The following is a 12,310-nucleotide window of genomic DNA, read 5'->3' on the forward strand; positions in this document are numbered from 1 at the left end:
GTGCGCCAGGCCACGCGCCAGGTGGTGCGCCGGCCGCAGGCGGTGCAGCGCCTGGCCCGGCCGCTGGTGCCCCGGGCCAGCCGCGCCACGCCGCGCGGCCAGGCGGCCCGCGTGGTGGCCCGCACCGTGGCCCCGGTCGCGCGGCGCGCCGCCCCCGCCGCGGTGCGCGGCGCCACGAGCTGCCCGAACTGCCGCACGCGCAGCTTCACCATGCAGGGCCCGGTCACGATCACCATACGCGGCCGCTAGCCGAGCCGACCAGCAACGCCACCCGCCGAGCGCGCCATGGACGTCCGCCGTTTCCTGCAGGCCAAGCTCACCGGGCTGTCGGCCCGGCTGAGCCGGCTGGCCCGGATCGACAACGCCTTCGTGGGCCTGCGCCCCCAGGACATGCCCTACGCGCCTTCGCCGCGGCATTTCGAGGCCGCCAACGCGCGCCTGGCGAAGGCCGAGGCGGGCATCCAGCGCCGGTTCGCGCAGCTGCAGCGCGGCTGGCAGCTGCGGGCGCCGCAGCGGGTGCTGGTGGACATGGCGCTGGTCGAGCGCGAGCTCGACCGGGCGCGGCGGCTGTTCGGCATGTTCTACGAGGTGTTCGCGCAGCGCGGCACCAGCTATGGCCCGGCGCTGGCCGCCCACGACGCGATCGCCGAGGACTGCTACCAGGCCGTGCGCCAGGCCGCGCCGCGCATCTTCGACGGCCCGTTGCTCAAGCCGGTCTGCTACATGGAGCACGGCTACTCGCCGGCCACGATGCGGCGCGGCGTGCAGCTGTCGCGGCTGCTCGGCGAGCCCAACCCGTTTCCGCTGATCCGCATCCCCTGGGATCGCGACCAGCCCTGGCAGAGCGTGTTCCTGCACGAGGTGGCGCACAACCTGCAGGCCGACCTCGGCCTCTGGCAGGAGAACCGCCAGGCGGTGCTGCGCCGCGTGATGGGCAGCCGCCGCGACCCTTTCCTCGCCACGGTGTACGGACGCTGGCACAAGGAGATCTTCGCCGACCTGGCCGCCCTGCTGCTCGGCGGCCCGGCCGCGGCCTGGGGCATGGCCGATTTCCTGGCCCATCCGCAGCCGCGCACCATGACCTACCGGCCCGGTGGCGCCCACCCCACGGCCTATTTGCGCGTGTACCTGCTGGCCGAGATGATGCGGCGCATGGGCTTCACGCGCGAGGCCACGCGTCTGCTGCGCGTGTGGCAGGCGCTGTACAGCGCGCAGCGCCCGCACCGCATCCCGCCCGCGCTGATGAGCAGTGCGCCGCGCCTGGTCCCCGAGGTGGTCGACGAGATCGCGTTCCAGACCCGGCGCAACCTCGCGCAGCGCGCGCTGGCGGACATCATCCCCTTCGGCCGCGAGGACGAGGCCGCGATCCGCGAGGGTGCGGCGCGCCTGGCCGAGGGGCGGGCCACGGCGCTGGCGCCGCGCCACCTCGTGAGTGCAGCCCATTACGCGCTCGAGGCGGGGCGCGTCGCGCCTCGGCGGCTGGCGCGCTGCGTGATCGCCGAGCTGACCGCGCGCGGCGGCGCGCCGCCGCGGGCCCTGCTGTCGACCCGTGGCGCACCCGAGCGCCTGGCGCTCGCCGCCTGATTTTCCCCCTTCAACCTTTTGAGGACGCGACCATGAGCCCGACCAATGCCGCATCGAACCCGGCGCCGAACGCCAGGCCGCGCATGGACCTGGACAACCTGCTGCGGCGCGAACTGAGGATCGGCGACCCCAACGACCCGCAGCAGATCGCCCAAGCATTGTCCGAGCGCTACCAGAGCGACCTGCGCGCGCAATCCATCGAAGGCGAGGCGCGCGGCCTGCCTTTCCTGCGCACGCCGCAGTTGCGGCCCAGCGCGCCGCCGCCGCCGCAAGCGACCAACGTCGACCTCGAGCAGGCCCGTTCCGACGTGCAGTCCGACATGCATCAACTCGTCTCGCATAACCTGACCAAGGACATCCGCCCCGAACTGGAGGGCTGGCAGCAGGTGATCCACCGTGCGATCGACGATGGCGTGCAGGCCGCCCGCGCTGGGCTGGACCCGGTCAAGCGCGACGTCACCTTCGGCATGCGCCGCCAGCTCGGCGAATACGCGCGCCTGTCACGGCTGATCGGTGCGCTCACGCCGGCTTTGAATCGTCAGTTCCGCAACCTGGCGCAAAGCCTCGACGAGGTCTGCGCGGTGATGCTCGTGCTGATGGGCGAGTCGATGGCCAACCTCGGCTTCTCCGGTGGACGCTTCCTGTTGTCCACCAGCTACAGCGAGATGCAGGCGCGGCGCGACTCGGTGATCAACGCGCTGCGCCAGATCGACGGCTTGGCGGCGCAGGCCAACAACGGCAGTCTCTGGCCGCGCGGCCTGCGCGCCTATCGCACGCTGACCAGTGCGCTGGAGGCGCAGGGGCAGGGCGACCTGCGCTCGCTGCTCGGCGAAGACGAACTCGCCCGCACGATGGACGAGCTGATCCTGCTGGCGGGTGGCGGCAGCAGCGGCGGCATGCGGGCCCTCGGTGCCACGGCCTGGGCGCCGCTGAACCGGCTGACCCGCTTCGTCGACAACACCATCGCGCCGGTGGCGCCGGCGGCGTCGGAACTGGCCAACCTGCACGAGGCCTTGCAACTGTTCATCGACGGCTTGGTGCCCGCGGGCGGCTTCCGGCTGCTGCGCGTGGCGCGGCCCGCGGTGCTCAACTATGGTCTCTATGGTTCGTACCGCTTCAGCAAGGCGGAGGGACGGTTGATCGACCTCGTCAACCGCCGCGGCTCGCTGGCGCGTGAGCTCGATTGCTTCACGGATTGCAATTGCGACGACGACGCCATCCTCGGCCAGATCGTGCTCGACAAGGTGCTGTTTGACCTCGATCGGGCGATCGACTTCTACTGCGCGGGCGACGCGGACCTGGGCCTGCCAGAGACCCGCGCCTCGGCGCTGGCATTGACGCTCGATTTCGTGACCACGCCGCTACTCTGGGGCGGTGCCCATCCCGGCTACCTCGGCGGCGGCGGCCTGCCGCATGTGAACCTGATCACCGGCACCCTGTTGACCGAGCTGGCGCGCACCAACGCGCTGCTGCGGCCCACCGCGGCCGCGATCGATGCTGATTGGGATACCACGCGGCCGACCTACGACGCCAACCTCAACGGCAACCTGCCGTTTCCCGGCGGCGTGTCCGTGCGGTTCGCGCAGGCGATCCACGACGAGCTCTACCAGCAACGGGAGTCCGATCAGCAATGGCGCCCGGTGATCGACCAGATGACCGCCGGCTGCCTGCCCATCGACGACATCTTCGGCGCAAACGGCTGCCTGCGGCAAATCGTCGAGCGTCCGCTGCAGGCGATCGCCGTGGCCACCGGCGGTGCCGTGGCCGCGCTGCCGGTGGCCGTCCCGACGCCGATCCCGCGGCACTTCGAAGAGTCGCTGGAGATCATCGCCAACAAGCCCTGAAGCGGAGGCCCGTCATGAGGATCGACAAATTCGCACTGTGGGCCGCCGCGCCTGCGGTCCCCGCACCCGTGTCTTCGACGCAACGGATGGTCGAGGCCATCGACCGCGTCGCCGCTGCACTCATGCTCACGAAGAGGCCTGCGGGCTCCCCGGGCAAGACCGCATTCGACGTTTACCGTTCCCTCGGCGCGGTGCGCGACGCACTGGCTGATTCGCTCCATCCGAGCGCAGGGAACACCAACAAACAGCTGGACAAGCACAAGGCCACCGGCCCCGTGAGCAAGGTCAAGGCGTATCTGGATGCGCACCACCCCGAACTCGGCAAGGCATACGCCGAGCAGTTCGAGCACCTCACGGGCACGGGCGGCCAGGCCGATCCCGAACGCATTGCGCGGCTGGTCTACCTCAACGCGCTGGAATCTCGCTTGCTGAACGAGGTTCCCGGCGACACGCCGATCTGAACGCCGTGCCCAGGAGTCCACCATGAACTTCCAAACCACCGAAACCATCCAGCGCCTGTGGGAGACCTTCCTGCAGGAGCAGATGCAGAACCTGCCGCCCGAGCAGCGCGAGGCCCTGGGCACCCAGTTCGAGAACAAGCTCGGAGAACTGCTGCAAAAGGCCGGCGGCGACAGCGAGGGCGCCTTTTTCGACCTCATCGGTCTGGGGCCGCAGGGGCAGGGTGGATTCGACAAGGTCGGCTACCCCTACATCAGCCCCGATTTCGACGACTCCATCGTCCCCAGCCAGCTGCATGCCGCGGCCGAGCTCTACTACATCTACCAGCACGAGCGCATGAAGATCTTCGAGGTGGTCGAGACGCTGCTGCGCCTGTTCCGCCTGGGCAAGATGCGCATACAGCGCGGGCCCGGCGCGCGCGGCCTCTACCTGCTCGAGAAATGGCGGCCGCTGCGCTACGGCAAGAGCGACCGCATGGTGGCCTACCGCCGCGCCTTCAACTACGGCACCGCGCAGGCGCCGGCCGGGGCGGTGGTCAACCGCAACTTCCATCGCCAGATGCTGGGCTTCATGGTGGCGGTGGGGCAGTACTTCCGCGACCTGCTGATCGGCGAGGTGATCCGCGGCGGCCAGCTGATAGACCAGCGGCCCTTCGGCAGCGTGGGCACCATACAGCGCATCGGCCTGGACCTGCGCTACGCGCTGGACCGCTCGACCTACGGCAATGTGTTCGCCCTCGCGATGGAGACCGGCCACTACCTGGTCGAGGTGCTCAAGCTGCTCGACGCGCCCGACATCAAGAAGGCCTTCGACGCCAACACCAAGTGGGACGTGGTGGAAATCGTCTCCAACCGCTACCTGGGCGGCGTCGCCGAGCCTTCGCAGCGCGCCAAGATGGCCGAGAGCGGCCGCCGCATGCTGCAGTTCATCGCCGACAACGATTTCAAGACCGCGGTCGATCCCATCCTGTTCCAGAGCGTGGTGCGGCCCATGGGCGCCCATGCCGAGGCCTGGGTCGCGGCCTACCGCATGACGCCCGAAGGCCGCGGCTTCCCCGGCGTGACGCCGGCGCTGCAAAGCGTGCTCGGCGTGCCGCAGGCGGCCTGAGGTGCGGGCGATGGCGCGCGGCGACGATTGGGACGGGCTCGACGACGGCGTCGACGCGGCCATCATCCGCAGGCCGCATGCGCGCGTGATCGAGCAGGTGGCGCGGCAGGTGCAGCGCTGGTTCCCGGGCCGAGGCGTGGGTGTCCATGTCGAGGGGCGCCGCCGCGAGCGCGGCCGGCCGGGCGCGCTGGCGCGCTGGCCCGACATCCAGTTCGTCCACCCTGTGCGGCACCGCGCCACGCACATCGAAGTCGACACCACCCACAGAGGCATGAACCAGCATATCCGCGACCATCTCGCGCACAACCGCCAGCGCCGCGGCGTGTTCCTGCGCATCGACCCCGTGTCCGGCGCCATTGTGCGCAAGATCGTCTTTGCGGCCGGCGCCAGCCAGCCGATGCTGGATCAGCGGGGCACGCCTGCCGCTCCGCTGCGTCTGAACAGGGACGACGTGTTCGACGCCTGGGACGCCTGGGACGACTGACCATGGGCGCCAGCGACCTGCGCGTCACCGTCGACAGCGCCAAGCTGCGCTGCGTGCTCGACCCCGCGCTGGCGCTCGGCCACGCGCTGGGGCCGCGGCTGGCGCTGGGGCTCACGCGCGTGTTCGAGACCTGGCTCACGCGTTCGTTCTGGCAGGTGCTGGATTCAAGCGAGCTGCTGCCGCACCGCGCCGCCGAACCGGGCCAGGCCGGCCAGGCGCCGGACGCCTCGGCGCTGGGCGAGTGGATCGCGCTGCGCGAAGCCACCGACGCCGGCTCCTGGCTGCTGCGCTGGGTGGGCGACTGCCTGGCCGAGTCGCAGCTGCGCAGCGCCGGTGACGAGTCGGTGGTCGAGCGCTTCGAGTGGCTGGCGCAGGCGCTGCAGGAGCGCGACGAGGCCGCCGGCCGCAGCGAAGCCTGGTGCGTGGGCTTGGACCCGCTGGCCGGGGCGCTGGACGCGCTGGCGCTGTCGGCGACGCTGGAGGGCGCTCTGATCCTCTGTCCGCTGCCCGTGGGCGGCGCCGCGCCCGGCCCGGTGCAGGCACTGGCCCGGCTGGGCCTGGCGGCCGAGTCGGTGGATGGCGATGCCGCCAGCCTGTTCGCCGCCGAACGCGTGTTGGTGCGCGAGGCGCTGGCCGGCGCCGGCCTCGCGGCGCTGCTGCAGCCGCTGGGCCGGCTGGCGGCGGTGCATGTGCTCGCGCTGCCGGGCGAGGCTGCGGGCGACGAGTCCGCCGACCCATGGCTGCACGCGCGCGCCTGGTGGTACCCCGTCTGAGCCTGGAAACGACCGTTGACCGCTCATCTCTCGCCTGAAGGAGCGCAAGCATGGCGTCCCATGTCCCCGCACCCGAGCCGCGCGGCCCGCGCGTCAACCGCGACGAGCTGGTCGCCGTGACCGTGCAGGGCCAGATCGCCCACCCGGTGGGCCGCGCCTCGCCCTACCGCATAGGCTACGACGGCGTGCCGCGCGTGCTGCCCGGCACGGGCGGCATCGTGCTCAACCGCCGCATCGGCGACCTCTGCGTGGGCCTGGCCGGCGACCACATCGAGCCCGGCGTGGCCCTGCACAACAACCAGCGCGAGGTGATCGGCCCGCGCGACGGCCCCAACAATGCGCTGCTCACCTACGCCTGCGTCGGCAACCGAGCGCGCGTGATCACCGGACCGGCGCGCGGCCAGCAGGGGCTGGTGACCGGCAAGCACGGCGGCGTCAACCATGTGCTGGTGGACTTCCCGAGCGCGGTGCTGGCGCGGCTGCAGATCGGCGACCGCATCCAGATCGTCGCCTGCGGCCTGGGCCTCAGGCTGACCGGGCATCCGCGCATCGAGGTGCTCAACTGCGCGCCGGCCCTGCTGGCGCGCTGGGGCCTGGGCGAGCGCGAAGGCCGGCTGCTGGTCCCGGTGACCCACCTGGTGCCGGCGCGCATCATGGGCTCGGGCCTGGGCAAGAGCACGGCCTGGCGCGGGGACTACGACATCCAGCTCGGCGACCGCGCGACGCGCCTGCGCTATCGGCTGGGCAGCCTGCGCTTCGGCGACCTGGTGGCGATCAGCGACGCCGACAACCGGCACGGCCCGCGCTACCGCCAGGGCCGGGTCACGATCGGCGTCATCGTGCATGGCGACAGCACGGTCGCCGGCCACGGTCCCGGCGTGACGCCCCTGCTCACCGGCCCGGCCGCGCTGCTGCAGCCGGTGCACGCCCCGGCTGCCAACCTGGCCGAGATCTTCGGCATCAGGCGCGCCGTGGCACCGCGCGAACAGGCGACGCTGGCCGAGCGCGATCGCCGCCAGCGCTGCGTGCCGGGCCACGCGCCGCCCAGGCTGGCTTTTGCGACCGGCAGCGCCGGCGAGGCCGACTGATACGGCCCGGGGTTCAGCTGACCGCGTCGGCCGGTTGGCGCTGCAGCATGGCCAGGGTGTTGGCGATGGTCTTGCGCAGCTCGCGGCGGTCGCAGATGAAGTCGATCGCGCCCTTTTGCTGCAGGAACTCGGCGCGCTGGAAGCCGTCGGGCAGGGTCACGCGCACCGTCGACTCGATCACGCGCGGGCCGGCAAAGCCGATCAGCGCCTTGGGCTCGGCGATCACCACGTCGCCGACGAAGGCGAAGCCCGCGCTCACGCCGCCCATGGTCGGATCGGTCAGCACGCTGATGTAGGGCAGGCCCTTCTTGGCCAGGCGCGTCAGCGCGGCATTGGTCTTGGCCATCTGCATCAGCGACAGCAGGCCCTCCTGCATGCGCGCGCCGCCGGTGGCCGTGAAGCAGACGAAGGGCACCTTCTGCTCGATCGCGGCCTCGACGCCGCGCACGAAGCGCTCGCCGACCACCGATCCCATGCTGCCGCCCATGAAGTCGAACTCGAAGCAGGCCGCCACCAGGTTGATGCTGTGCACCGCGCCGCCCATGACGACCAGGGCGTCGGTCTCGCCGGTGTTCTCCAGCGCCTCCTTGAGGCGCTCGGGGTACTTGCGGCTGTCCTTGAACTTCAGCGCGTCGACCGGGATGACCTCCTGGCCGATCTCGTAGCGCCCTTCGCCGTCGAGGAAGGCGTTGAGCCGCGCGCGCGCGCCGATGCGGTGGTGGTGGTTGCAGCTCGGGCAGACGTTCTGGTTCTGTTCCAGGTCGGTCTTGTAGAGCACGGTGTCGCAGCTCGGGCACTTGATCCACAGCCCCTCGGGGATGCTGCGGCGCTCGGTGGGGTTGGTCTGCTGGATTTTGGGGGGCAGCAGCTTCTCAAGCCAGCTCATGGGTCAGTCCTCAACGATGGGGGTGGATGATACGTCCAGCGCCTGGCGGATGCCGCGCAGGAAGTCCGCGGCGGCGGGCACCACCTGGGCGCGCGGCTGCGCCTCGATCAGCTGGATCAGGCGGCTGCCGATCACCACGGCGTCGGCGACCCGGCCTATGGCCCGGGCCGTGGCCGCGTCGCGGATGCCGAAGCCCACGCCGACCGGCACGCTGACATGGCGGCGGATGCGCGGCAGCATGGCCTCGACCTCGGCGGTGTTGAGCGCGCCGGAACCGGTCACGCCCTTGAGCGAGACATAGTAGACATAGCCGCTGGCGACCCGGGCCACCTGCTCCATGCGCTGGTCGGTCGAGGTCGGCGCGAGCAGGAAGATCAGGTCCATGCCGTGCGTGCGCAGCTTGGCCGCGAACTCCTCGCATTCCTCGGGCGGGTAGTCGACGACCAGCACGCCGTCCACGCCGGCCGCGGCGGCGTCGCGGATGAAGGCGTCGGCGCCGTGCAGCTGGTCGTAGCGCTCGACCGGGTTGGCGTAGCCCATCAGCACCACCGGGGTGCTGCTGTCGCGCTCGCGGAAGGCGCGCACCATGGCCAGCACCTGGACCATGCCTATGCCCAGGGCCAGGGCCTGCTCGCCGGCCTTCTGGATCACCGGGCCGTCGGCCGAGGGGTCGGAGAAGGGCACGCCGAGCTCGATCACGTCGGCCCCGGCCGCGACCATGCCCAGCATCAGCTCGGGCGTGATGTCGGCAAATGGAAAGCCAGCCGTCACGTAGGGGATCAGCGCCTTGCGCCCTTGCGCCTTCAGCCGCGCAAACGTTTCTGTCATGCGGCTCATGCCTTGGCTCCCTTGACCGACAGGCCGCGCATCGAGGGCCGGTCGTAGAAATCGACGCCGGCCAGGTCGGCCACCGTGCCTATGTCCTTGTCGCCTCGGCCCGAGAGGTTGACCAGGATGGACTGGTCGGTCCGCATGGTCTTGGCCAGCTTCATGGCGTAGGCAATGGCGTGGCTGGACTCGAGCGCGGGGATGATGCCCTCGGTACGGCAGAGGTAGTGGAAGGCCTCCAGCGCCTCGCGGTCGGTGATGCCCACGTACTCGGCGCGGCCGATGTCCTTGAGGAAGGCGTGCTCGGGGCCGACGCCGGGGTAGTCCAGGCCGGCGCTGACGCTGTGCGTCTCGGTGATCTGGCCGTTGGCGTCCTGCAGCACATAAGTGCGGTTGCCGTGCAGCACACCGGCGCTGCCGCGCTGCAGCGAGGCAGCGTGCTTGGCCGTGTCCAGGCCTTCACCCGCTGCCTCGACGCCGATCAGGCGCGTGTTTTCGTAGGGGATGTAGGGATGGAAGATGCCCATGGCATTGCTGCCGCCGCCCACGCAGGCGACCACCGCGTCGGGCTGCTGCGCCGCAATGCCTTGACGCGCCAGCATCTCGGGCATCTGGGTCAGGCATTCCTCGCCGATCACGCGCTGGAAGTCGCGCACCATCATGGGGTAGGGGTGCGGGCCGGCCACGGTGCCTATGATGTAGAAGGTGTTGTCCACGTTGGCGACCCAGTCGCGCAGCGCCTCGTTGAGCGCGTCCTTGAGCGTCTTGCTGCCCGATTCCACCGGCACCACGGTGGCGCCCAGCAGGTTCATGCGGTAGACGTTGGGGCTCTGGCGCTTGACGTCCTCGCTGCCCATGTAGACCACGCATTCCAGGCCGTAGCGCGCGCAGATGGTGGCGGTGGCCACGCCGTGCTGGCCCGCGCCGGTCTCGGCGATGATGCGGGGCTTGCCCATGCGGCGGGCCAGCATGGCCTGGCCTATGGTGTTGTTGACCTTGTGCGCACCGGTGTGGTTGAGGTCCTCGCGCTTGAGGTAGATCTGCGCGCCACCCTGCTCGCGGCTCATGCGCGCGGCGTGGTAGACGGGCGAGGGGCGGCCGACGAAGTGGGCGAGCTCGTAGCGGAACTCGGCCAGGAACTCGGGGTCTTGCTGGTACTTGGCGTAGGCCTCGCGCAGCTCGCTGATGGCGTAGGTCAGCGTCTCGCTGACGAAGCTGCCGCCGTAAATCCCGAAATGGCCCGTGGCGTCGGGCTGATGGTATTCGAACATGATGTGCCTTCAGGCAATTTGCTCGTCGGCGGCACGCACGGCCGCCACGAAGCGATGGATCTTTTCCGGGTCCTTGATGCCCTTGAGGGTTCCCCCTCCCGCAGCACTCACCTCGACGCCGGAGCTCACGTCAACGGCCAGCGACAGCCCGCGCGGCCGCAGCTGCAGGATGCCATCGGTCACGTTTGCAGGCGTGAGCCCACCAGACAAAACGAGGTGAGAGGCGACGCTTGGAGGCAGGAGTGACCAATCGAATGCTTTTCCGCCGCCGCCGTATCCCTCGACATGGGCGTCGAGCAGGATGGCCAGGGCACTGGGGTGATCCGCCGCGAATTTTAGCAAGTCGAAATCAAAGGGGTGGTGCAGCGGGATGCGGGCCGCGCGCAGCCAGGGCCGTCCGCAGGCCTGGCCGATCTGCTCGCATTGCGCCGGCGTCTCGTCGCCGTGGAACTGCAGGATGGCGCCCGGCACCTCGCGGCAGGCGGCCTGCACCGTGGCCAGGTCGGCGTTGACGAACAGCAGCACCGGCGTGACGAAGGGCGGCAGGCGGCGCGCCAGCGCGGCGGCACGCGCGGGCGCGACATGGCGCGGGCTCTTGGCGTACATCACGAAGCCGACCGCGTCGGCCCCTGCGGCCACGGCCGTGTCCAGGTCCTGCTCGCGCGTGATGCCGCAGATCTTGATCCTGGTGCGGGCAGATGGGTTCGAGGTCGGCGGGGAGGGGCTCATGGAAGCCCATCATACGCAGCCGTGCGCTGCGGCAGGCCCCAATGGTCTTCGTAGACCGGGCCGAGGAAGTACAGTCCGTCGGGCGCGAAGGTCGGCGCCGCCACGTCGCGCCGGCGCGCGAGCAGCACCTCGCGCATCCAGCCGGGCGGCTGCAGGCCCTGGCCGACCGCGACCAGGCAGCCCATGAAGTTGCGGATCATGTGGTGCAGGAAGGCGTCGGCCTCGAAGTCGAAGCGCCAGTAGGCACCGCGCCGCGCGATCGCGATGCGCTTCATGGTCTTGACCGGGGTCAGGGCCTGGCAGGCGCTGGCGCGGAAGCTGCTGAAGTCGTGTTCGCCGAGCAGGTGGTCCGCGGCCTCGCGCATCGCCGCTTCGTCGAGCGGTCGGAACACCCAGCCCACGCGGCCGGCCTCGATGCTGGGCCGCACCGGCGACTCCAGCAACACATAGGCGTAGCGCCGGGCCACGGCGCTGGCGCGAGCGTGGAAACTGTCGGGCACGGGCTGGGCCCACTGCACGGCGATGTCGGGCGGCAGGAAGCGGTTGGTGCCGCGCACCCAGGAGAAGGGCTCGCGTTGCAGCTCGGTGTCGAAGTGCACCACCTGCATCAGGCCATGCACGCCGGCGTCGGTGCGTCCCGCGCACAGCGTGCCGATCGGCACCGTGCTGAACTGCGCCAGTGCCTGTTCCAGCTGGTCCTGCACGGTCTGGCCGGAAGGCTGGCTTTGCCAGCCCTGGTAGGCCTGGCCGTTGTAGCTGACGCCCAGGGCCAGTCTCACAGGGGGCCGGGCAGGGACAGGCGGATGGGCAAGCTCGTCGGTCCTCAGGCCAGCTCGGCCAGGAAGCGCTCGGCGCGCGACTTCAGGGAGCCCGAGGCCTCGGCCACGACTTCCTTGACCAGGGTCCGTGCGCCGTCGGTGTCGCCGATGGCGTGGAATTCCTGAGCCAGGGCCAGCTTGGTCGCCAGCGGATCGTCCTCGCTGGCCTCGGTCGCGGCGTCGGGCACGGCGGGCGGCAGGTCCAGCGAAAGGGTGTCCAGATCGAACTCGATCATGTTCGAGGCCGGGCCGGGCGCAGCGGCCGCTGCCGCAGGCGCGGGGGACAAGGCCGGCGCTGCCGCCGGCAGGTCGAGGTCGAGTTCCGGCAGCAGGTCGGGTACCGCAGCCGGCGGCGGCGCGACCGGCGACAGGCTGGGGGCGACGAAGTCCAGCCCCAGGCCGGCAGCCGCCGCTTGGATCGGCGCGGGCGGCGGTGGGG

Annotated in this window: 14 protein-coding genes; 8 read left to right on the top strand and 6 right to left on the bottom strand. The window is 70.8% G+C overall.

The annotated features are described in order from the left end of the window. The 8 genes from FFS10_RS23070 to FFS10_RS21280 all read left to right on the top strand — a co-directional run. Positions 1-249, top strand: a 249-nt coding sequence (locus tag FFS10_RS23070) for a hypothetical protein (RefSeq protein ID WP_171016213.1), incomplete at its 5' end; no start/stop codon positions are given. Positions 250-285: 36 nt separating this feature from the next. Continuing rightward, positions 286-1,584, top strand: coding sequence for a hypothetical protein (locus tag FFS10_RS21250; RefSeq protein ID WP_249931381.1), 1,299 nt, complete (start codon positions 286-288; stop codon positions 1,582-1,584). A 32-nt stretch (positions 1,585-1,616) separates the two neighbouring features. Then, the gene (locus tag FFS10_RS21255) at positions 1,617-3,428 is read left to right on the top strand and encodes a hypothetical protein (protein ID WP_137896596.1); all 1,812 of its coding nucleotides are present in this window, start codon (positions 1,617-1,619) and stop codon (positions 3,426-3,428) included. A gap of 14 nt (positions 3,429-3,442) precedes the next feature. Then, entirely contained in the window at positions 3,443-3,889 is a 447-nt protein-coding gene (locus tag FFS10_RS21260) for a hypothetical protein (protein WP_137896597.1), read from the top strand. Positions 3,890-3,911: 22 nt separating this feature from the next. Further along, positions 3,912-4,994: a hypothetical protein gene (locus tag FFS10_RS21265; protein ID WP_137896598.1), complete on the top strand. Its 1,083-nt coding sequence runs from the start codon at positions 3,912-3,914 to the stop codon at positions 4,992-4,994. A gap of 1 nt (position 4,995) precedes the next feature. After that, positions 4,996-5,478 carry a hypothetical protein gene (locus FFS10_RS21270; protein ID WP_137896599.1) on the top strand — a complete coding sequence of 161 codons (483 nt, stop codon included), beginning with the start codon at positions 4,996-4,998 and terminating at the stop codon, positions 5,476-5,478. 2 nt (positions 5,479-5,480) lie between these two features. Further along, complete coding sequence (locus FFS10_RS21275; RefSeq protein WP_137896600.1) at positions 5,481-6,251, top strand: hypothetical protein; 771 nt, start codon at positions 5,481-5,483, stop codon at positions 6,249-6,251. A gap of 50 nt (positions 6,252-6,301) precedes the next feature. Continuing rightward, a complete protein-coding gene (locus FFS10_RS21280) occupies positions 6,302-7,339 on the top strand; it encodes a DUF4438 domain-containing protein (protein ID WP_137896601.1) in 1,038 nt (345 codons plus the stop codon). Between the two features lie 13 nt (positions 7,340-7,352). On the opposite strand, the gene accD is transcribed toward FFS10_RS21280, so the two are convergent. From accD to FFS10_RS21310, 6 genes are all read right to left on the bottom strand, one after another. After that, positions 7,353-8,225, bottom strand: coding sequence for an acetyl-CoA carboxylase, carboxyltransferase subunit beta (gene accD, locus FFS10_RS21285; RefSeq protein WP_137896602.1), 873 nt, complete (start codon positions 8,223-8,225; stop codon positions 7,353-7,355). A 3-nt stretch (positions 8,226-8,228) separates the two neighbouring features. After that, a complete protein-coding gene (gene trpA, locus FFS10_RS21290) occupies positions 8,229-9,062 on the bottom strand; it encodes a tryptophan synthase subunit alpha (protein ID WP_137896603.1) in 834 nt (277 codons plus the stop codon). Then, the gene (gene trpB / locus FFS10_RS21295) at positions 9,059-10,324 is read right to left on the bottom strand and encodes a tryptophan synthase subunit beta (protein ID WP_137896604.1); all 1,266 of its coding nucleotides are present in this window, start codon (positions 10,322-10,324) and stop codon (positions 9,059-9,061) included. Before trpB ends, trpA begins: the two co-directional genes overlap by 4 nt. Before the next feature lie 9 nt (positions 10,325-10,333). Further along, positions 10,334-11,053, bottom strand: a complete 720-nt coding sequence (locus FFS10_RS21300) for a phosphoribosylanthranilate isomerase (protein WP_137896605.1) — start codon at positions 11,051-11,053, stop codon at positions 10,334-10,336. Further along, positions 11,050-11,832: a tRNA pseudouridine(38-40) synthase TruA gene (gene truA / locus FFS10_RS21305; RefSeq protein WP_137896606.1), complete on the bottom strand. Its 783-nt coding sequence runs from the start codon at positions 11,830-11,832 to the stop codon at positions 11,050-11,052. The genes FFS10_RS21300 and truA overlap by 4 nt, the downstream gene beginning before the upstream one ends. A gap of 44 nt (positions 11,833-11,876) precedes the next feature. Further along, positions 11,877-12,310 (bottom strand): FimV/HubP family polar landmark protein (locus FFS10_RS21310; protein ID WP_283957673.1); only part of this gene is annotated, 434 nt, incomplete at its 5' end.

Source organism: Ramlibacter sp. 2FC, assembly GCF_005503345.1.
Lineage (GTDB): Bacteria > Pseudomonadota > Gammaproteobacteria > Burkholderiales > Burkholderiaceae_C > SCMQ01.